Source organism: Virgibacillus sp. LDC-1, assembly GCF_030137545.1.
Lineage (GTDB): Bacteria > Bacillota > Bacilli > Bacillales > Amphibacillaceae > LDC-1.
The window spans coordinates 1-21,280 of record NZ_JARUVL010000024.1; the positions used below are offsets into that span (position 1 = coordinate 1).

Consider the following 21,280-nt stretch of genomic DNA (forward strand, 5'->3'; position numbering starts at 1 on the left):
AAGTGGGCATATCCAGAACTGGGCAATGGTTATGAACCAACTTCTTCTTCAAGATGAATTAAAAGATAGAGTGTTAAAGTATCTTGAGTAAATTAGAACTTACACACTTTATTTGACAAACCCCAATTTTTACAACTATTGAGAGTTCTAAAAACGTGGATCAGAACTTTAAAGATTTTAAAATTAGCAAACGCTATTCTAGATCAAATCACATCACATCACATCCTAAACATTATTGGGATTTCCTATTGAATAAAGAATCACTTTAAACCGGAAGATGAGTTAAATGAGCATTAGTCTACATAAATAAGCTGACATTTTTAATGGTTATTCAAAAGGATGAGCATTTTTTATTAACATAAGTAATATTGGGACCTTATTTAAGGAAGATGTTACAGTGACAGCAATTTTATTTAACACAACTTGTTGATGAGTACACCGATTTTACGATGTGATTGTTCGCTGGTTTTTATTGTTAATATCAGTAAATGATTGAATCATATGGTGCCGAAATTGTTTAGCTACATATGAATACTTTCTTCTTTTGATCCAAGCAAAGCCGACCATTTGAAAACAATCGTTATTTTTCAACCGAATAATTTTTGTATTGGTCAATTGATTTCCTAAGAATGAATATTGTGGATAAAATGAAATACCTTGCCCTTCATTTACAAGCTGTAAAACAATTGACATTTCAGTTCCCTCAAATACAATGTTTGGTTTAAATCCAACGTTTAAGCAACATTGTTCATATATACTCATCGATTCTACCCCTGATTTATAACCTATAAATCGTTCATTTTTTGCTTCTAATAAATCTATTTCGTCAAATTGTGCTAGCCGATGATTTTTAGGAACAATTAAATCTAAACGTTCTTTTAAGATGGGTAGCCATTCAATATCTGGAGCAGTGATTGGAGTGTTAGAAACACTTAACTCAATTTCTCCACTTATTAGTCGTTCCTTGGCTACAGCATCAGGTAGTATGGATTGATAGATTCGGACATTAGGTCTACGTTCATAGAAACTTTTAAAAACAGACGGTAAAATAGTAGAACTCATTACACTAATAGATACTCGATCTTCTTCTATTCCTGCCATTTCTTGTAATGATTCATGTGCCTCCTCTAAAATTCTTAAAGCACGCTCAGCTTCTTTTGCAAAAAAAATTCCGTAACTATTTAAAAAGATTTTTTTTCCTTTTCTATCGAATAAAGAAACTCCTAATTCATCTTCTAGTCTAGCAATAGTTTTACTTAAGGATGATTGAGAAATATTTAATACTAGTGCTGCTTGAGACATATGCTGAGTCTTTGCAACAGTGAGAAAGTAATGTAGTTGTAGTAATTGCATAATTATCCCCCTTATGAATCATAATGAATATATATATTCATTTAAATATATTGTATCGAGATTATTTAAAGTTTACGATATTTATGCTGTGTAACCTTTCCCTTACTATTGAAAATGATTAAAAGGAGTGTTTTTACATGAAAATTAAGGCAGCAGTTACCCATGGACAAGGACTAGACTTTGTTATTGAAGAAGTAGAATTAGCAGCACCAAAAGCAAATGAAGTGTTAGTTAAAATTATTGCTACAGGAGTTTGTCATACAGACGCTGTTGCTCGAGATGCGGCAATTGCCCCACTGCCTGCAGTGCTTGGGCATGAAGGATCAGGGGTTGTAGAAGAAGTTGGTAAAGGGGTCAAACATTTAGAAAAAGGAGATCATGTTGTAATCTCTTTTGCGCATTGTGGTCATTGCGAAAACTGTTTAACAGGTCATCCAACAGTTTGTGAAACTTTCAATGATTTGAATTTTGGCGGTGTTAATGACGATTACACACATCGGCTATCAAAAGATGGTCAATCACTTTCAACCTTTTTTGGACAATCTTCATTTGGTACATTTGCGGTTGCCCATGAACGTAATGTTATTAAGGTTGATAAAGATGTGGATTTAGCATTATTAGGTCCCTTAGGCTGTGGCATTCAAACAGGTGCAGGGACTGTTTTAAATAAAATTAAGCCAGAATTTGGTTCGACAATTGCCATTTATGGTGCAGGTGCAGTTGGTTTAAGTGCGATTATGGCTGCAAAAATTGTGGGATGCAAAACAATTATTGCTATTGATGTACATGAATCACGATTAAGTCTGGCAAAAGAATTAGGAGCCACACATATTTTAAATGGAACAAAAGCTGATGTAGTAAATGAAATTAAAGCTATAACGAATGGTGGAAGTAAATATGCAGTTGATACTACAGGTGTTCCAGCTGTTGTTCGCCAATGCTTACAAGCATTACGTCCGTTGGGGATTGCCGCAATCGTTGGAGTTACACCAGAAATGAGTATTGATGTTCATAACGATTTAATGGCCGAAGGGAAAACAATGGTAGGTGTAATTGAAGGGGATGCAGTACCAAATGTCTTTATACCATTATTAATTGACTATTATAAAGTTGGTCAATTTCCTTTTGATAAATTAGTAAAGTTCTATGATTTTGACCAAATAAATGAAGCCTTTGAAGCTTCAAAATCAGGTGAAGCAATAAAACCGATTTTACGAATTCATTAATGCCGCTGTTAGAAAAGGTTCATATTAATAACACAAAAATAAAATTTTGTATTTTTGATATGGCTCCCTTGTAATAGACAGTTAAAATAATAAGATGAAACTAGAATCAGTGGGGGAAGCTCTTTCATCCCCACTGATTGTAATTGAACTGATTTGGACATTTACTGGCAGCTACAGGATGACTAAAACTGTTTATTATAAGGAAGAGCTTTAAAAATTCTGCACTATCAAAATGGTAGAATTAGAAAAGAGCTATTAATACAACTTTGTAGGAACACATCATAGTTTAGAGGAAAAGAATAACACAAAGTATAAGGAAAAGATTGGTGCCAGATATTTTTATACTGTCTCTGTTTGACAGGAGGCAGTTATTCTATTATATGAAGTTTATCTACTCAACTAACGTTTAATGAACAGTTATATAAACAACAAGTAAAGAAGACGCTAACGATAACATGACATAACCGCTTGCAGTGAAATATTTTTTCGCAAGCAAAAACTGCAATGTCTCATTTCCAAAGGTAGAAAAGGTTGTATATGAACCGCAAAAACCAATGCCTAGTAATGGCCATGTCCATTCGGGAATTTGTGCACTTACATGGAGCTTGAATAGAATAGCTAATAATAAAGAGCCACTAATATTTGCAATCCATGTTCCAAGCCATTTTTTCGTTGTTTTGAGTGAGATGTAATAGCGAAAAATACTGCCAAAAAATCCACCAATCATTACGAGTATGAAGCTCATTTACTTCCCCACCTTTGAGCGAGTGAAAAACCGGCAAAACATAAGAGTAGTCCACCAATAATACTGATAAATACATAGCTTACAGCAAGCAGCATATTTTCTTTGGCTAACAGGACCGTTTCAACCGCAAAGGTAGAAAAGGTTGTAAATGCCCCTAATATTCCGACCGTAATGACAGTGCTCCAGATTGAAGACACCGAGCGCTTAAATGGAGGGAAATAGAGTAAATAGCTTAATAAAAAACATCCTACTAAATTAGCAAGGAGCGTTGGAAAAGGAAATCCATCAATTGGCTGAAATATGGTCGATATACCATAGCGGCCAGCAGCACCAATCATTCCTCCAGCCCCAACAGCTAGTAATAAAGTCGGTTTTATGTGTTGCGACAATTTGGACAGACTCCATATATTTCAAATTTATGATCCTCGATGATGTAATTAGGAAGCGCTCCCTCTAATTCATCCATTGGACAAAGATTAATTTCTTTCGTTTTCCCACAATCACTACAAATAAAATGATGGTGATGATGATGAGAGCACGCGATTCGAAAATGCTTTTCTCCCTTTAATTCCGTTGCCTCTAAAATACCCATATCACAAAAAAGATGTAGATTACGATAAATCGTATCAAAGCTAATGCCTTCGTATGATTTTTCCATAAATTGAATGAGGTCCTTTGCTGTTCGATATCCATCAGCGTGTGAGAAATAGTCTAATATTTCTTTTCGTTTCCCAGTCGTTTTATATCCTTTTTCCTTTAATAAAGTCATTGCATCATGTATATTCATTTCTTTACCCCGCCCTTTTTAAAGTAAAAGAAACTCGTTTAAGAAAGATAGAAGCAAGTAAAATTATGATCGAAACGACGACAATCGTTCCCCCTGGAGGAATACTAAAGTAGTACCCAGAAATTAATCCTATTATAACAGCTGCCTCACCGAAAATGATGGATAATACGAGCATTTGTTTAAATCCTTTTGCTAGACGCATGCTTGCAGCAACAGGAAGCGTCATTAATGCAGATACAAGAAGCACACCAACAATACGGATGGAAGCAGCTATGACAAGTGCGGTTAACACAATAAACAATAAATGAATGTGCTTTGCATGTATTCCAGAAACGGTTGCATGCTCTTCATCAAATGAAAGTGTAACAAGCTCTTTATAAAACAGCCAAATAATAAGAATGATAACGATCGAAATACCTAAAATAGATAAGAAGTCTTTTTGACTCACCGCAGAAACAGAACCGAATAGATAATTGAATAAATCCGTATTAAATCCATTTGCTAACGATATAAAAATGACACTTAAGCCAACGCCACCAGACAGAATAATGGGGATAGCAATCTCCTGATATGCCTTGTAAACAGCGCGAAGCTTTTCGATAAAAACAGAGCCAATAACAGAGAACGCCATTCCACTATACAATGGCGTAATAAATGTGATGGCAAATTTCTTTTCTAAAAACAACCCGAACGCAATTCCCGCCAAGGTAACATGGGATAGTGCATCGGCAATTAATGATAGCCTGCGAACAACAATAAATGTACCAAGCAGTGGTGCAATAATTCCGATTAATAATCCGGTGAAGAATGTATTTCTTAAAAAATCATATTGAATAAAATCAGCTAGCATAATTGTTCCCCCAATTACTCATGGTCGTGTGTGACAATGCTTACTTGATGACCATAGATTCTAGACAGGTCTGTTTCCTTTAAAGCAGCATATTCATTCGGATTTCCATGAAAATGCAATGTCTTATTTAAGCAGGCAATATCTGTCGCATATTCAGTCATAGTGCCAGTGTCATGTGTGACGAGCAATAATGTAATCCCGTGTGCTTTATTTAACTCGTGAAGTAGCTCATAAAAACGCTGTACATTTTCATAATCAACGCCTACCGTTGGTTCATCGAGGATCAACAGCTCAGGCTCGCTAACAAGTGAACGTGCGATAAAGACACGCTGCTGCTGACCACCAGATAAATTCCCGATATTTTCATAGGCATAATCCTGCATTCCAACTTGTTCAATCGCGTGAAGTACTTGCTGCTTATGCGACCGCTTGAAAAATTTTAAATAACCAATTTTTGCAGTTAATCCCATAGCAACAACTTCAAAGACAGTTGCTGGAAAACCTTTATTGAAGGAATTCGCTTTTTGCGAAACAAAACCAATGCGATTCCAATCCTTGAAGTTAGAGATGGGCATTCCGAATAAGAAAATCTCGCCATGATCTGGTTTGATCAGGCCAAGAATTAATTTCGTTAATGTTGTCTTCCCGCCACCATTTGGTCCAATTAAACCTAAAAAAGATCCTTTGTTAATTTGAAAATTGACCTTGCTTAAAATTTCCTTGTCATCATAAGAAAAGGAAACGTCTTTTAAGGTGATTAATGGTGCTCCCATATTAAAAATCCTCTCTATTGTAATGCTTCATCCAATGTTTTTAAGTTTTTTTCCATTAAAGAAAAATAATCCGCATTTTGTTCAATATCTAACTCTGTTAATACGGCGAGGTTATGAATTGTTAATGCTTTTGCACCAATTTGTGTTTGAATAATTTCGGATACGCGGTTCGACGTATTTTGCTCAAAGATTATATAATCAAGCTGATATTTTTCTGCTTGTTCGACGATACGGACTAAATCTTTTTGTGAAGGCTCCTCGCTAGAGGATATACCACTAATTGCGATTTGTTCAATACCATACCGTTCTTCCCAATATCCAAAGGCTTTGTGAGCGACGAGTAATTTCTTTTGCTGTTTATTTGTTAATACCTTGGAATATTGCTCATCTAATACTTCTAAATCCTTGTTTAATGCCTGCAAATTAGTTGCATACATTTCTTCTTCCTGTGGATTTAAAGTAATTAAGGCATCTGCAACAATGGCAGACATTTCTTTCATGCGAATCGGATCAAGCCATATGTGTGGATCATGGTCTCCGTGATCGTGTCCGTGATCTTCTTCCGTATGTTCTTCCTCTTTATCCATCGTCGTATGGAACAATTCTTCATGCGCGCCAAGCTCGATAGACGTTACATTTTCCTGTGCCAGTGCATCTGCTGCAGTTTCTGCAAAGCCTTCCAACCCTGCGCCAAGATAGATAAATGCATCTCCTTTTGCGATAGCTGCAATATCTTTTGAAGTAGGCTCATATGTATGGGCATCTACCCCTGGTGGGTATACCGACTGCACGTTGACTGTTTCTTCGCCTAACCGCTCGACAATATATTGGATAGGATAAATGGATGTATAAATGGTTAGCTCATCGTCTTGATTCGCTGACTTATCATTAGCTGAGCAACCAGTAATAACGAGTAAAATGAATAAAATACTGAATAGACCATAGCTGAATTTCATATTTTGAGAGTTCCTTTCTTTTTCATAGGTTTAACTTATTTAATGAATGTAATGCAATAAAACTCGTTTTCTATAATAGCGTAATGATTCCGATTTGTAAATAGGAATGATTCCGATTATGAAGAATCATATTATTTTTGAAGCAAAACTATTGACTAAAATACAATAGGGGGGTATAGTATAAAAAAGAACACGAAAGGGATGCTGTTTAAATGGAGCATATCGAAAAAAAACCGGTTACCCCCCGTACAGATAAAGAAAAGCAAGCGATTGTAAATCGATTAAAGCGTGTAGAAGGGCAAGTTCGTGGGGTCCAGAAAATGATTGAAGAAGATCGTTATTGTGTAGATATTTTAGTACAAATAAGTGCCATTAACGCTGCCTTAAACAAGGTAGGCTATTCGTTGCTTGAACGCCATACAAAGCACTGTGTTTCTAGCGCGATTAAATCAGGAGAAGGAGAAGCAGCGATTGATGAGCTGATGGAAGTTGTAAAGCAATTCTCAAAGTAGAAGGAGGGATTCGTTTTGCCAAAAGAAAAACATGTAACAATTGGTGTAACCGGGATGACCTGTGCAGCCTGCTCATCGCGTATTGAAAAGGTGCTCAATAAAATGGATGGAGTAGATGCCAAGGTTAATTTAACGACCGAAAAAGCGACTATTGACTATGATCCAGCGGGAACAGATATACAGTCAATAACGGAAAAAATTGAAAAGCTCGGTTATGGTGTTGAAACAGATAAGATTGAATTTGATGTATATGGAATGACTTGTGCAGCCTGCTCTGCTCGAATTGAAAAAGTCTTAAACAAACAACAGGGTGTTAAGCTGGCTACGGTAAACTTAGCGGGAGAAACCGCCTCGATTGATTATAATCCAAGTTTGATTGACGAAGATGCATTGATCGGAAAAATTCAAAAGCTTGGTTATGATGCGAAGAGAAAAGTAGCTAGCAGCGATAGGAAATCACGCAAAGAACAGGAATTAAAACAAATGAAAAGAAAGCTGATCATTTCTGCATTGCTTTCCATTCCTTTACTCGTAACGATGCTGGATCATCTTTTTGGACTTGCACTACCAGCTTTATTTATGAATCCATGGTTTCAATTTGCGTTAGCTGCCCCCGTGCAATTTATTATTGGTTGGCAATTTTATCGAGGAGCTTATCTTAATCTTCGAAATAAAAGTGCCAACATGGACGTATTAGTTGCTTTAGGTACAAGTGCAGCTTTCTTTTATAGCTTGTATGAAGCAATAAAGACATTAGGAAACCCGACGTATATGCCGCATTTGTATTTTGAAACAAGTGCCATTTTAATTACCTTGATTTTATTTGGAAAATATTTAGAAGCAAATGCAAAAGGAAGAACGACGCAAGCAATATCAAAACTTCTTAATTTACAAGCTAAAAAAGCGCGTGTCATTCGTAATGATGAAGAAATGCTTCTACCGGTAGAAGAGGTTGTTGTCGGAGAGCGTATCATCGTGAAGCCAGGGGAAAAGATTCCTGTTGATGGTATCGTTCTTAAAGGACAAACAGCAGTCGATGAATCGATGATTACTGGGGAGTCTATCCCAGTTGATAAGGAAACAGGGGCTGTTGTTATTGGTGCGACGATCAACAAAAATGGTCTGATTGAAATGGAAGCAACAAAGGTTGGAAAGGATACAGCGCTTGCTTCCATTGTAAAAGCGGTAGAGGATGCTCAAGGATCCAAGGCACCGATTCAACGTTTAGCAGACATTATCTCAGGATATTTTGTACCTATCGTTGTTGGGATTGCTATTTTAACGTTTATTATTTGGATAACAGTTGCTGCACCAGGAGATTTTGAGCATGCATTAACAGCTGCTATTGCTGTTCTAGTTATTGCCTGTCCATGTGCACTCGGCCTTGCAACACCTACTTCAATCATGGTAGGTACTGGAAAGGCAGCCGAGAGTGGCATCTTATTCAAGGGTGGAGAGCATCTCGAAAGAACACATCAGCTTGATGCGATTATTTTTGATAAAACAGGGACTATTACAAAAGGAAAACCAGAAGTAACCGATTATATTGGGGATGCTTCTACATTACAGCTCATTGTAAGCGCGGAGAAAGCTTCGGAGCATCCGTTATCAGAGGCAATCGTTAATTATGGGAAGCAACAAGAAGTTTCTTTAATGGAAGCTGATATGTTTCGTGCAATTCCTGGACATGGGATTCATGCAACAGTAAATGAAAAAGATGTACTTGTTGGCACAAGAAAGCTTATGCAAGATCAAGGTATCCTTGTTGATGCTGGTGAAACGGAGCTCCAGCAGTTAGAATTGGATGGGAAAACAGTAATGCTCATTGCTGTTGATAAAAAATATTGTGGTATGATTGCTGTTGCGGATACAATAAAGGAATCTGCTAAAACTGCGATTAATGATTTGAAACAACAAGGCTTGGACGTTATCATGTTAACAGGGGACAATGAACGAACTGCAAATGCAATTGCAAAGCAGGTTGGCATTGATCATGTTATTGCGCAAGTATTACCAGAAGAAAAAGCTGCAAAAGTAAAGGAAGTACAGCAAGCTGGGAAAAAGGTTGCGATGGTAGGAGACGGTATTAATGATGCGCCAGCATTGGCAACTGCTGATATTGGAATTGCCATCGGTACTGGAACAGAGGTTGCCATAGAAGCAGCTGATGTAACAATCCTTGGCGGGGAATTATTATTAATTCCGAAAGCAATCAAGCTAAGTCATGCGACGATTCGTAATATCCGCCAAAACTTATTTTGGGCATTTGCCTACAATACTGCGGGAATACCGATTGCAGCGGTAGGATTACTCGCTCCTTGGATTGCCGGGGCAGCAATGGCTTTTAGTTCTGTAAGTGTTGTGTCTAACTCGCTTCGTTTAAAGCGAGTAAAAATAAAGTAAATAAAAAGGAGAATGAATGATGCAAACAACATTAATTGTAAAAGGAATGACTTGTGGACATTGTGAAAAGGCGGTGCACAACGCACTTGAACAATTAGAAGGTGTAACTGGAGTGGAAGTGCATTTAGATACAGGTAAAGTGGATGTCGTTTATGATGACGCACATATTACGATCGAAAAAATGAAAGAAGCGATTGAAGATCAAGGCTATGATGTAATTGTTTAATGTATTCTATGTTCGCGGTGGTAACATTATCTATAGCTGATGAGGCAAGGCCAACGCGTGTAAGTGGAAAAAGAAATCCACTTTTGAAGATTCATTTTACAAAAGCGTAAGATGAGATAAAAAGTCGGTTCCTGCACAATTGTACAATGTCAGGTACCGACTTTTGTTGTTGAGGTAGATGCTGTAGCGACGTATCTTTATTTATTGATATGGAAATTGCGTCGTATACCCTGAAAATTGCTGATGTGTTTGCATCACCTTTTGTTGATCTGCTTTTTCTAAACTATACCAGCCCTGCTGAAACATTTGATTAAAAAGGTTTCGCTGACAATCTTGGGTTTCGGTCAATATTTGCTGCAAAAGTTGATAGTAAGCTTGATTACTTGCTTCGTACAAAGCGATATTATAGGAGCTTGTCATATATTTTTCTGTGGCAAGCATATCATTAATCATGTCACGTTCATTCATTTGTGAGGTTTTCGCAATTGGCGTTTCTGGATTTTGGATTTTTTGTTGTTGTGGATCCATTTGTTGCATAGGCTTCCTCCTACTTGTTTAGGTTATGTTAATTGATTTGCTGCTGATTTAAATGCACTAAGAGTCTTTCATAATGCTGTTGGTGCAATTTGCCTGCTTGTTCAATAGCTTCCTTCACTTCTGGGTTTTGACATTGCGTGGCATAAAAATTTGCTTTTTTAAAAGCGTCTAAATTCCATGAAAGCATATCACTGATGTACGAGAGATCTTTTGTACTAATTATTTGTGGTGGTTGCTGTGTCGATCCGTATGGTTGCATTTTCTAACACCTCCATTTTTTTATAGTGTGTGATGCTGCGTTGTATTTATGCATCTGTTCTTTCACGCTTGCACATATCTCATGATGTTCCAATTTGAAAATAGATTAAAAGCATCTTTTTTTATGAATTGTTATTGCGAAATATCAGAAAATAATTTATTATAGAATATAGTGGATAGGAGAAGCTATCTTTTATTTTTAGCTTAAAAATGAATGAGTATTCATTCAAAATGAGATAGGGGGAGAAATCATGAAGCAATCAATCAAGCGTGCCGCTGTATTAGGCTCTGGTGTAATGGGGTCTGGAATTGCAGCTCATTTAGCAAATATTGGCATACCAACTTTGATGCTTGATATTGTACCTCGTGCGTTAACGGAGAAGGAACAAGCAAAGGGGTTAACATTCGAAGATAAAGTGGTACGCAATCGAATTGCTGAACAAAGCAAGCAAGCATTAGTAAAGCAAAAACCGTCACCAATAACATCTAAAAAAACCTTAGATTTAATTGAAGTAGGCAATATGGAAGATGATTTCGAGAAACTAGCGGAAGTAGATTGGATTATTGAAGTTGTTGTGGAAAACCTGGAAGTAAAGAAAAAGGTATTCGCAAATGTAGATAAGTATCGTAGTGAAGGAACCATTGTCAGCTCTAACACGTCTGGGATTTCGGTAGAGGCGATGGCAGCAGATTGTTCAGAGGATTTTCGTAAGCACTTTTTAGGTACACACTTTTTTAATCCACCACGGTATTTAAAATTATTAGAGGTAATTCCAACAAAAGACACAGCACCAGAAGTGCTCGAATTTATGAAGCGTTTTGGCGAAGATCAGCTAGGAAAAGGTGTCGTTGAAGCAAAGGATACCCCGAACTTTATTGCGAATCGAATCGGGACTTATGGGTTACTTGTTACAGTTCGTGAAATGATGAAAGGAAACTATCGCATTGGGGAAGTAGATTCTGTAACTGGACCTTTAATAGGAAGACCGAAAAGTGCAACATTTCGAACGTTAGATGTAGTCGGCTTAGATACATTTATCCATGTTGCTAATAATGTACATGAGCAAGTAGACGGAGAAGAAAAAACGGTTTTTGAGATTCCGACATTTATGAAGGAGATGCAAGACAAAGGCTGGCTTGGAGCAAAAACTGGAAAAGGCTTTTTCTTAAAACAAAAAAAAGCAGAAGGTAGTGTGATCCTTGAGCTTAATCCAGAAACAATGGAATATGAAGCGAGAGAAAAGCTCCATACAGCTGCGACAGAAATGGCAAAGCAGCAAAAAGGAACCCGTCGAAAAATGAAAGCGCTTATAAATGCAGAAGGAGATCGTGCAGGTGACCTTGTTTGGTCCATTTTAAAGCCCGTATTACTTTATTCTGCTGAGCTTGTTGGAACGATTGCAGATGATATTGTAGCAATCGATCAAGCAATGAAATGGGGCTTTGGCTGGGAAATGGGTCCATTTGAATCATGGGATGCAATTGGTGTGCGTGAGTCAGTAGAGCGGATGCAAAAAGAAGGAGCTGTTATCCCAGAATGGATAGAGAAGTTTCTCGCCCAAGGCAATGAAGCATTTTATAAAGCAGAAAATGGCAATGTCCATTATTTCGATAACGGCAGCTATGTTGAGCAAGAAAAAAATAAAAAAGAAATTCATTTAAAACAAATAAAAGACACACATGGGGTCATTAAAAAGAATACGGGAGCAAGTTTAATTGATGTTGGAGATGGTGTTGCATTGCTTGAATTCCATTCGCAAAGTAATGCGATCGGAATGGACATTATACAAATGGTTAACTTTGCCCTTGAAGAAGTAGAACGAAATTATGAAGGGCTCGTCATTGGTAACCAAGGGAAGAACTTCTGTGTTGGCGCTAACTTAGCAATGATGCTTATGGAAGCGCAGGATGATAACTTTTTTGAATTAGACATGGTAGTAAAGCAATTCCAGAACATGGCGACAAATATTAAGTATGCCAATAAGCCAGTTGTTGCAGCACCATTTAATATGACGCTAGGTGGTGGTGCAGAAGTTTCGTTACCTGCCGCACGAATTCAAGCATCTGCCGAAACCTATATTGGGCTCGTTGAATTTGGAGTTGGATTAATCCCAGGTGGTGGCGGAACAAAAGAGCTTTACTTAAAAATGCTCCGGAACATGCCAAAGGATGTAGATTTTGATCTTTCAAAAGTAGCGAACAATGTCTTTGAAAAGGTAGCAATGGCTAAGGTGTCTACATCTGCTGCGGAAGCGCGTGAAAATGGCTTTCTAAGTCAGGAGGACGGAATTAGTGTAAACCCTGACCACTTACTTTTTGATGCAAAGCAAAAAGTATTGGCATTAGCCAATAGTAGTTACAAGGCGCCAATGCGTGAAAAAATCCCTGTTGTTGGAGATGCTGGTTATGCAGCCATGCTGCTTGGTGCGAAAACGTTACAATTTGGTGGGTTTGCTTCTGATCATGATGTCAAAATAGCCGAGAAACTTGCTTATGTATTATCAGGAGGCCGTATTAAAGCAGGTACTTTAATTGACGAACAAGTAATGCTTGACTTAGAACGAGAAGCATTTCTTAGTTTAATAGGAGAACCAAAAACACAGCAACGTATGCAACACATGCTATTAAAGGGAAAACCATTACGTAATTAAGTAAAGGGGGAATAAAGGTGAAGGATGCAGTAATCGTTACAGGTGCAAGAACCCCTGTTGGGAAGGCGAATAAAGGGGCATTAGCCAATACGAGACCAGATGATCTAGCAGCATTAACGATAAAAGAAACATTAAAGCGTGCAGGTGATTATAACGGAAATATTGATGACGTCATTATTGGCTGTGCGATGCCAGAAGCTGAGCAAGGAATGAATATGGCACGGAATATTGCAGGGCTTGCAGGGTTAAGCCATGACATTCCTGGAATAACGATTAATCGTTATTGTTCTTCCGGATTACAAAGTATTGCTAATGCTGCTGAACGCATTATGATTGGCCATAGCGATACAATTATTGCTGGCGGGGCAGAATCTATGAGTCTTATCCCAATGGGTGGGCATGTCATAAAGCCGAACCCGACGCTTGTTGAGGATGCACCAGGATATTACATGGGGATGGGCTATACAGCAGAAGAAGTAGCGAATCGGTTTCAAATTTCAAGGGAGGCACAGGATGCCTTTGCAGTTGAAAGTCATAAACGAGCAGCATTAGCGATCCAAGAAGGGAAATTTAACGAAGAGATTGTTCCGGTTGAGGTCACAGAACAGGTTGTTGGAAAAAATAATAAAATCGAAACGAGAAAAAAGCTATTCGAAATGGACGAAGGTGTACGTCCAGATACGACGATAGAAGTGCTAGGTAAGCTACGACCTGCTTTTCATTTGCAAGGTTCTGTTACAGCAGGGAACTCCTCACAAATGAGTGATGGGGCAGCATCTGTTTTAGTAATGGACCATGAAAAAGCGAAAGCAGAAGGATATCAGCCATTTGTTAAGTTTCGTTCCTTTGCTGTTGCTGGTGTTGAACCTGAAATTATGGGAGTCGGTCCTGTAAAGGCGATACCGAAGGCAGTGAAGCTTGCTGGATTGCAAATAGAGGACATCGGTTTATTTGAATTAAATGAAGCATTTGCATCGCAGTCAGTTCGAGTGATCCAAGCATTAGATCTAAAACCAGAAATAGTGAATGTAAATGGGGGCGCGATTGCACTTGGGCATCCGCTTGGAATGACAGGAACAAAGCTTACATTATCATTAATGCACGAGATGAAGCGTCGAAATGTTCAATTTGGAGTTGTCACAATGTGTATTGGTGGCGGAATGGGTGCAGCAGGGGTGTTTGAGCTACTTTAATTGCATGCTATTTCAACTTATTTCATGAGGAGAGGAAGATTATAATGAGTGAAACAAAGGAAAAGCTTTTTAAAGGTGGCGCGTTTTTAGTAGAGGATTTATCAGGTGATGATGTTATTACACCAGAGGATTTTACAGATGAACATAAGATGATTGCTAAAACAACAGAGGATTTCGTTGTCGGAGAAGTGCTCCCACTTGTCGATAAGCTTGAAAATCATGAATTTGAGCATTCCGTAGACCTGCTCAAAAAAGCTGGAGAGTTAGGCTTGTTAGGTGCAGATGTGCCAGAAGAATATGATGGTCTGGGATTAGATAAAATTAGTTCATCCCTTATAACTGAAAAGTTCGCACGTGCTGGTGGATTTTCAATTACCCATGGAGCTCATGTTGGAATTGGTTCATTACCGATTGTCTTTTTCGGCGATGAAGCACAAAAGAAAAAATATTTGCCGAAGCTTGCCACTGGTGAATTAATTGCAGCTTATGCTTTAACAGAGCCAGGCTCCGGATCAGATGCATTAGGAGCAAAAGCAACGGCAAAGCTTAATGATGCAGGTACACATTATCTTTTAAATGGAGAAAAGCAGTGGATTACAAACTCTGCGTTTGCTGATGTGTTTATTGTTTATGCAAAAATTGATGGTGAGCATTTTTCAGCATTTATTGTTGAGCGTGATTTCCCTGGTGTTTCGACTGGGCCAGAAGAAAAGAAAATGGGGATCAAGAGCTCGTCTACAAGAACGTTAGTATTAGAAGATGCAGAAGTACCAGTAGAGAATTTACTCGGTGAAAAAGGGAAAGGCCACAAAATTGCCTTTAACATTTTAAATGTAGGACGCTATAAGCTTGCAATTGGCGGAGTTGGCGGCGCGAAACGAGGATTAGAGTTAGCTGTTAAATATGTGAATGAAAGAAAACAATTCGGAACAGCAATTTCTAGCTTTCGACTAACGCAAGAAAAGCTTGCAACAATGGCTGCTAGCATTTATGCCAATGAAAGTGCGGTTTATCGTACCGTAGGTCTATTTGAACAACGGATGGGCGCTTTAACCGATGAACAATTGAAGGATGGAAGAGAAATTGCGAAGGCGATTGCAGAATATCAAATCGAGTGCTCAATGAATAAATATATGGCAACAGAATGCCTCGACTTTGTAGCAGATGAAGCAGTGCAGCTTCATGGGGGCTATGGATTTATGCAGGAATATGAAGTGGAGCGTATGTATCGTGATTCCCGCATTAACCGTATTTTTGAAGGAACAAACGAGATTAATCGTCTTCTTGTACCAGGAACATTATTGAAAAAGGCAATGAAAGGTGAGCTTCCATTGCTTCAAAAAGCACAGGGCTTACAAGAAGAGCTTATGATGATGATGCCAGAGGAAGTTGGAACAGAGCCATTAGAGCAAGAAAAATATTTATTACGTCATGCGAAAAAGATTGTGCTGTTAGGGGCAGGACTTGCCGCACAAAAGTATATGCAAAAGCTTGAGCAGGAGCAGGAAATCCTTGCAAATCTTGCGGATATGGCAGCGGAAGTGTACAACATGGAGTCAGCTGTCTTACGGACGGAAAAAGCGATAAGCGCGTCTGGTTTGGAGAAGAATAATCAAAAGCTGCTTTATACAGAGGTTTATGTGCAGGAAGCATTTAATCGAATTGAGGCAGCTGCAAAAGAAATTCTAATTGCTGTGGAAGCGGGAGATAATTTACGAATGATGCTTTCTTCTTTACGCAAGCTAACACGTCATACCCCAATCAATGTGATTGCGAAAAAACGTGAAATTGCGAAAGCGATTATTTCCGAAGAAAAATATATTGTATAAGATGAGAAAGAAGCTATTGCTAATCAATTGGTTAGCAATAGCTTTTTAACTGACTAGGAAATGATAATTATGGATGGGTTTTATTTGGGTTACGTAGCTCTGCTCTTTCTGTATTAAACGGCAGCTAAGTATATTTTTCGTCACTGCTTTTATTATTTGCTATAATATGAGAAACCTACATATAAGAAAGGAGGGATAACGATGGTTTTAACGTTTTATTGGTATCCGAATTGTAGTACGTGTAAAAAGGCGAAAAAATGGTTTGATACGCATCAGATTGATTATGAAGCAATACATATTGTAGAGCATCCACCAAGTAAGGATGAACTTCTACAGCTCATATCAAACAGTGAGCTTCCAGCACGAAAGTTTTTCAATACGAGTGGAAAAAAATATCGTGAGCTAAACATAAAAGAAAAAATTGCTGGGGCAAGTGACGAAGAAATGGCTTCTATCCTTGCAACTGATGGTATGCTAATTAAGCGTCCTATTGTGACTGATGGTAAAAAAGTTACCGTTGGTTTTAAGGAAGAGACGTATGAGGCAACGTGGTTAAAATAGTTTTATTCCATGTAATGGGCAACAACCTCCCCTAAGCGATGACATAGAGGGAGAAAGTGCTGAAGTAAATTTCAAGAAAAACGGATGTCTTTTTCTTGAAGATGAATTGCTAGCAATAAATATCATAACCTAGTATAGTAAAATTGCAATGAATTAACGGAGGGATTTTAATGAGTTTACCAAAGGATTTATTATATTCAGAAGAACATGAATGGGTTAAAAAAGAAGACGGAAAAGTACGTATTGGTATTACTTATTTTGCGCAAGACGAACTAGGGGACATTGTATTTGTCGAACTTCCTGAAGTAGGAGATGAGATTGAAGCAGATGAACCATTCGGAAGTGTGGAATCTGTAAAAACCGTTTCTGAGCTTTATGCGCCACTAAGTGGTAAAGTAGTGGAAGTGAATGAAGAATTAGAGGACAGCCCCGAGCTTGTGAACGAATCACCATATGAAAAAGCATGGATGATCGTAATTGAGCCTTCTAATGAGGGAGAGTTCGATGACCTCTTATCCGCAGAGCAATATCAAGCGGTAACGGAAGAAGACTAATTTCTAGTCATTATATAAGGCTGACTAAGGTTCTAAGGACTACAGTCAGCCTTATTCGCCTTTTTGGGGGACAATATTATGTAACAAAGAGGTGCGAACAATGCATCATTCGGAAAAGGTAATTATTGTGGAAGGCTTGACAGATAAAAGGCAGATTGAAAAGCTTATTACAGAAGCGGTAAAGATCATTTGTACAAATGGAACGCTTGGTGTTGAGAAATTTGATGACCTTATGGATAGCTATGATTTAGATAATAAAGAAGTGTATATTTTAGTTGATGAGGATGAGTCAGGCTGGAAGCTTCGTAAGCAATTAAAGCAAGAATTGCCTCATGCCATTGATATATTCACGAGTAGTGAATATCGCGAAGTAGCGGATACACCTAGAGCGATTTTAGCAGCTGCATTGGCTACAAAGCATATTGCGATTGATTCAAGCTTTCTTCTTTAGGTAGTACTTTGTCATTTCACATACGATACAATACTTCTAAATAAAGAGGGGAATGTACGAACTTCCACTGTTTGACGTTTTTTTAGATAGATTAATTACTAGGGTGATTATTTGAAACAGGTAACAGAAGAAACATTAAAAAAAGACCATTATCTACTTTATATATATACACCATTTTGTGGCACTTGTAGTGTAGCGAGAGCGATGCTAGAAAAAATTGAAAGTGTCCATCAGACAGCAATCTTCTATGAAATGAACGCCTCGTTATATCCCGAATTTATGCATGATTATCAGATTGAAAGTGTTCCTTGTTTACTGATTAAAGATAAGAATGAAGTAAAGGAAAAAGTGTATGCATTTCAATCGATATCCAATCTATATTCGTATTTGTTAACGTATGAACCGACATTATTTACGAAAGAAGAAAAATAATTGGTTGACGTACGGAACCAATGATGCTAATATGTGAATTATCCATTAAAAATTAAATAGCGATTATCTCTTATCAAGAGCGGTGGAGGGACAGGCCCATTGAAACCGCGGCAACCTTCAGACATCTGTCTGGAACGGTGCTAATTCCTGCAAGGCTTCGGCTTTGGAAGATGAGAGAACGTAAAGATGATATAGCGAAACGTCTTTCTGTTCTCTTACAGAAGGGCGTTTTTTCGTTAGTTGGGCATAATAGAACGTAAAGGCGTAGAAGAGGAGGGATTATATGATCTCGATTAAGGGATTACAAAAAATATTTACATTCGATAATAAGCAAATAACCGCCGTTGATCAGCTAAGCCTAGACATTCAAGAAGGAGAAATTTTTGGTGTTATTGGATACAGTGGCGCAGGAAAAAGTACGTTTATCCGTCTTTTAAATCGACTTGAAGAACCAACCGAAGGATCGATTCAAATCAATAATCAAGAAATAACGCAATTAAATAAAAAGGATTTACGTATAGCTAGACAGGATATCGGCATGATCTTTCAGCATTTTAATTTACTTTGGTCGCGAACAGTAAAGGACAATATCGCATTTCCATTGGAAATTGCGGGTTTTCCTACTGCAGAACGCGAGAAGCGAGTGCAAGAGCTAATCGATCTTGTTGGCTTATCAGGTAAAGAAAACGCATATCCTTCCCAATTAAGTGGCGGTCAAAAGCAACGGGTCGGAATCGCGAGAGCATTAGCAAACAAGCCGAAGCTATTACTTTGTGATGAAGCTACATCTGCACTAGATCCAGAAACAACGAACGCGATTCTTGATTTATTAGTTGATATCAATGAAAAGCTTGGATTAACGATTATTTTAATTACTCATGAAATGCATGTTATTCGTAAAATCTGTAACCGTGTAGCTGTCATGGAAAACGGGCGCATCGTAGAGCAAGGTGATGTGTTAGACGTATTTTTGCATCCACAGCAAACGGTCACGAAAAAATTCGTAGAGCAAGTAATGGGAGTAGCAGATGAAAGTGAGTCCATTCACCATTTAATAAACACATACAATGAAGGAAGAATAATTCGCCTTCATTTTATCGGTGAAACAACAAATCAGGCGCTGATTAGTCAGGTGGCAAAAGCATATCCAATTGATATTAATATTTTACAAGGAAAAATAACACAAACACAGCGCGGAGCATATGGAACATTATTTGTTCAATTAAAAGGGGATTCTTCTGATATGGAAGAAGCAGTTACCTTTATCCAGAAAAATACTTCCGTCGAAGTGGAGGTGATTCGCGATGCTCACTAATTTGTTTCCTGCCTTGAAGCTAGAAGAACTGTGGCAGGCAACCTATGAAACATTTTATATGACCATCCTTGCTTTAGTGGGGACCTTTATTTTCGGAATCTTACTTGGACTTCTGCTTTATCTCACGATGCGAGGCGGGATATGGGAAAATAAATTTATTAACTTAATTGTTGCTTCCTTTGTAAATATCTTTCGCGCTATTCCTTTCATTATATTAATATTGCTTTTATTTCCATTTACTAACTTTTTAATGGGAACAATCCGTGGACCGAATGCAGCGTTACCTGCACTTATTATTGGTGCAGCTCCTTTTTATGGCAGATTAGTGGAGATCGCCTTGAAGGAGGTAGATAAAGGAGTAGTTGAAGCTTCGAAAGCAATGGGAGCTAAAACAAGAACGATTATTTTTCGAGTGCTCCTACCAGAATCAATGCCAGCATTAATCTCTGGAATAACCGTTACGGCCATTGCACTTATTGGCTACACGGCGATGGCAGGGGTTATCGGCGCAGGTGGATTAGGAAATTATGCGTATTATTTTGGATTTCAACGACGTGATTTTGATGTTGTTCTCGTTTGTACGATCGTTATTGTCGTGATTGTGTTTATTTTCCAATTTATTGGAGATTATATAGCAAATAAAATAGATAAAAGATAGGAGAAATGAAGGATGAAAAAATTAGCGGCATTATTATTTATTGTTGTTCTTGGTTTATTGGCAGCTTGTGGTACGAGTGGCGACAAGAGTGCAGCAGGGGACAAGGAAAGCAAGGAAATTACAGTAGGTGCTTCAAGTGAACCACATGCAGAAATATTAGAACAAGCAAAACCACTGCTTGAGGAAAAAGGGATCACATTAAACATTGATCCATATCAGGATTATATTCTTCCAAACGATGATCTTGCAAGTGGCAAATTAGATGCCAACTATTTTCAGCATATACCATATTTAAAGCAAACGGTAAAGGATACCGGCTATGATCTTGATTATATTGCTGGTATTCACATTGAACCAATGGGTGTTTATTCCAAGGATATTCAAAGTATTGATGCTATTCCTGAGGAGACAGAGGTGTTATTAAGTAATTCGGTTTCCGACCATGGTCGTGTATTAGCACTATTCGAAAAAGCGGGCTTAATTAAGCTTAAAGACGGCGTAGAAAAAGCAGCTGCAACGATAGATGATATTGTAGAAAATCCAAAGAAATTAAAATTCTCTCCAGATTATGAGGCAGCATTACTGCCAGAATTTTATCATTCCGAAAAAAATGTACTATCGGCGATTAATACAAACTATGCTATCGGTGCAGGCTTAAATCCGTTGGAGGATGCGCTGTTTATTGAGGATGAAGATTCACCATATGTGAATGTGCTTGCTGTAAAAACGGAAGATAAAGAGAATGCGAATTTAAAGCAATTAGTAGAAGTGTTACATTCAAAAGAAATTCAAGATTTCATTCTTGAAAAATATAAAGGCGCTGTCGTTCCAGTTGGCGGCGAAAAATAATCAGTATTGAGTCACTTTTATTGTGTCTGAAACGGCTACTCACGCATTGATTAACGCCGCACTTTGATGATTCGGTTGTATATGTTAGCATTTGCGAGTAAATTCCTAATAATAAGGAAGAAAACGTGCTAATTATTCATCAGTCAGGTAAATCCAAATCC

The 21,280-nt window shown here is 37.9% G+C and carries 23 protein-coding genes and 1 riboswitch; of the genes, 14 read left to right on the forward strand and 9 right to left on the reverse strand.

Annotated elements, in window-relative coordinates; translation table 11 throughout:
* Positions 1-444: 444 nt before the first annotated feature.
* Complete coding sequence (locus QBK89_RS14125; RefSeq protein WP_284141703.1) at positions 445-1,353, reverse strand: LysR family transcriptional regulator; 909 nt, start codon at positions 1,351-1,353, stop codon at positions 445-447.
* 137 nt (positions 1,354-1,490) lie between these two features.
* Between QBK89_RS14125 and QBK89_RS14130 the strand changes: the two genes are divergently transcribed.
* A complete protein-coding gene (locus QBK89_RS14130; protein ID WP_284141704.1) occupies positions 1,491-2,579 on the forward strand; it encodes an NAD(P)-dependent alcohol dehydrogenase in 1,089 nt (362 codons plus the stop codon).
* Between the two features lie 406 nt (positions 2,580-2,985).
* Here QBK89_RS14130 and QBK89_RS14135 read toward each other — a convergent pair whose 3' ends face one another.
* The 6 genes from QBK89_RS14135 to QBK89_RS14160 are packed head-to-tail and all read right to left on the reverse strand — an operon-like array spanning position 2,986 to position 6,690.
* Positions 2,986-3,324 (reverse strand): fluoride efflux transporter FluC, encoded by a 339-nt coding sequence (locus QBK89_RS14135; RefSeq protein ID WP_284141705.1) that lies wholly within the window; start codon positions 3,322-3,324, stop codon positions 2,986-2,988.
* Positions 3,321-3,713 (reverse strand): fluoride efflux transporter FluC, encoded by a 393-nt coding sequence (locus QBK89_RS14140; protein WP_284141706.1) that lies wholly within the window; start codon positions 3,711-3,713, stop codon positions 3,321-3,323. The genes QBK89_RS14135 and QBK89_RS14140 overlap by 4 nt, the downstream gene beginning before the upstream one ends.
* Positions 3,698-4,111: a Fur family transcriptional regulator gene (locus QBK89_RS14145; RefSeq protein WP_284141707.1), complete on the reverse strand. Its 414-nt coding sequence runs from the start codon at positions 4,109-4,111 to the stop codon at positions 3,698-3,700. The genes QBK89_RS14140 and QBK89_RS14145 overlap by 16 nt, the downstream gene beginning before the upstream one ends.
* A gap of 4 nt (positions 4,112-4,115) precedes the next feature.
* On the reverse strand, positions 4,116-4,961 hold the full coding sequence (locus QBK89_RS14150) for a metal ABC transporter permease (protein WP_284141708.1): 846 nt from the start codon (positions 4,959-4,961) through the stop codon (positions 4,116-4,118).
* A 14-nt stretch (positions 4,962-4,975) separates the two neighbouring features.
* The gene (locus tag QBK89_RS14155) at positions 4,976-5,734 is read right to left on the reverse strand and encodes a metal ABC transporter ATP-binding protein (RefSeq protein ID WP_284141709.1); all 759 of its coding nucleotides are present in this window, start codon (positions 5,732-5,734) and stop codon (positions 4,976-4,978) included.
* A gap of 14 nt (positions 5,735-5,748) precedes the next feature.
* A complete protein-coding gene (locus QBK89_RS14160; RefSeq protein WP_284141710.1) occupies positions 5,749-6,690 on the reverse strand; it encodes a metal ABC transporter solute-binding protein, Zn/Mn family in 942 nt (313 codons plus the stop codon).
* 212 nt (positions 6,691-6,902) lie between these two features.
* Here QBK89_RS14160 and QBK89_RS14165 point away from each other — a divergent pair, with 212 nt between their 5' ends.
* Genes QBK89_RS14165 through copZ form a run of 3 tightly spaced genes read left to right on the forward strand, consistent with a single transcriptional unit; the run spans position 6,903 to position 9,831 of the window.
* The gene (locus QBK89_RS14165) at positions 6,903-7,202 is read left to right on the forward strand and encodes a metal-sensing transcriptional repressor (protein WP_284141711.1); all 300 of its coding nucleotides are present in this window, start codon (positions 6,903-6,905) and stop codon (positions 7,200-7,202) included.
* A 15-nt stretch (positions 7,203-7,217) separates the two neighbouring features.
* On the forward strand, positions 7,218-9,605 hold the full coding sequence (locus tag QBK89_RS14170) for a heavy metal translocating P-type ATPase (protein ID WP_284141712.1): 2,388 nt from the start codon (positions 7,218-7,220) through the stop codon (positions 9,603-9,605).
* Between the two features lie 19 nt (positions 9,606-9,624).
* Complete coding sequence (gene copZ / locus QBK89_RS14175; protein ID WP_284141730.1) at positions 9,625-9,831, forward strand: copper chaperone CopZ; 207 nt, start codon at positions 9,625-9,627, stop codon at positions 9,829-9,831.
* 201 nt (positions 9,832-10,032) lie between these two features.
* Here the strand turns inward: copZ and QBK89_RS14180 are convergent, their stop codons facing one another.
* A complete protein-coding gene (locus QBK89_RS14180) occupies positions 10,033-10,359 on the reverse strand; it encodes a spore coat protein (protein ID WP_284141731.1) in 327 nt (108 codons plus the stop codon).
* A 37-nt stretch (positions 10,360-10,396) separates the two neighbouring features.
* Positions 10,397-10,627 carry a hypothetical protein gene (locus QBK89_RS14185; protein ID WP_284141713.1) on the reverse strand — a complete coding sequence of 77 codons (231 nt, stop codon included), beginning with the start codon at positions 10,625-10,627 and terminating at the stop codon, positions 10,397-10,399.
* Between the two features lie 250 nt (positions 10,628-10,877).
* Here QBK89_RS14185 and QBK89_RS14190 point away from each other — a divergent pair, with 250 nt between their 5' ends.
* The 10 genes from QBK89_RS14190 to QBK89_RS14235 all read left to right on the forward strand — a co-directional run bounded on the left by QBK89_RS14190 (position 10,878) and on the right by QBK89_RS14235 (position 21,119).
* Positions 10,878-13,277, forward strand: coding sequence for a 3-hydroxyacyl-CoA dehydrogenase/enoyl-CoA hydratase family protein (locus QBK89_RS14190; RefSeq protein WP_284141714.1), 2,400 nt, complete (start codon positions 10,878-10,880; stop codon positions 13,275-13,277).
* Positions 13,278-13,294: 17 nt separating this feature from the next.
* Positions 13,295-14,470, forward strand: coding sequence for an acetyl-CoA C-acetyltransferase (locus QBK89_RS14195; protein ID WP_284141715.1), 1,176 nt, complete (start codon positions 13,295-13,297; stop codon positions 14,468-14,470).
* Positions 14,471-14,514: 44 nt separating this feature from the next.
* Complete coding sequence (locus QBK89_RS14200) at positions 14,515-16,299, forward strand: acyl-CoA dehydrogenase family protein (protein ID WP_284141716.1); 1,785 nt, start codon at positions 14,515-14,517, stop codon at positions 16,297-16,299.
* A 201-nt stretch (positions 16,300-16,500) separates the two neighbouring features.
* Positions 16,501-16,860 (forward strand): arsenate reductase family protein, encoded by a 360-nt coding sequence (locus QBK89_RS14205; protein ID WP_284141717.1) that lies wholly within the window; start codon positions 16,501-16,503, stop codon positions 16,858-16,860.
* A 170-nt stretch (positions 16,861-17,030) separates the two neighbouring features.
* Positions 17,031-17,414 carry a glycine cleavage system protein GcvH gene (gene gcvH, locus QBK89_RS14210; protein WP_284141718.1) on the forward strand — a complete coding sequence of 128 codons (384 nt, stop codon included), beginning with the start codon at positions 17,031-17,033 and terminating at the stop codon, positions 17,412-17,414.
* Positions 17,415-17,514: 100 nt separating this feature from the next.
* A complete protein-coding gene (locus QBK89_RS14215; protein WP_284141719.1) occupies positions 17,515-17,865 on the forward strand; it encodes a toprim domain-containing protein in 351 nt (116 codons plus the stop codon).
* 111 nt (positions 17,866-17,976) lie between these two features.
* On the forward strand, positions 17,977-18,297 hold the full coding sequence (locus QBK89_RS14220; protein ID WP_284141720.1) for a thioredoxin family protein: 321 nt from the start codon (positions 17,977-17,979) through the stop codon (positions 18,295-18,297).
* Between the two features lie 67 nt (positions 18,298-18,364).
* A riboswitch (SAM riboswitch) is annotated at positions 18,365-18,474 on the forward strand.
* A gap of 106 nt (positions 18,475-18,580) precedes the next feature.
* On the forward strand, positions 18,581-19,612 hold the full coding sequence (locus QBK89_RS14225) for a methionine ABC transporter ATP-binding protein (protein ID WP_284141721.1): 1,032 nt from the start codon (positions 18,581-18,583) through the stop codon (positions 19,610-19,612).
* The gene (locus QBK89_RS14230) at positions 19,602-20,270 is read left to right on the forward strand and encodes a methionine ABC transporter permease (protein ID WP_284141722.1); all 669 of its coding nucleotides are present in this window, start codon (positions 19,602-19,604) and stop codon (positions 20,268-20,270) included. The genes QBK89_RS14225 and QBK89_RS14230 overlap by 11 nt, the downstream gene beginning before the upstream one ends.
* Before the next feature lie 12 nt (positions 20,271-20,282).
* Positions 20,283-21,119, forward strand: a complete 837-nt coding sequence (locus QBK89_RS14235) for a MetQ/NlpA family ABC transporter substrate-binding protein (RefSeq protein WP_284141723.1) — start codon at positions 20,283-20,285, stop codon at positions 21,117-21,119.
* Positions 21,120-21,280 lie beyond the last annotated feature (161 nt).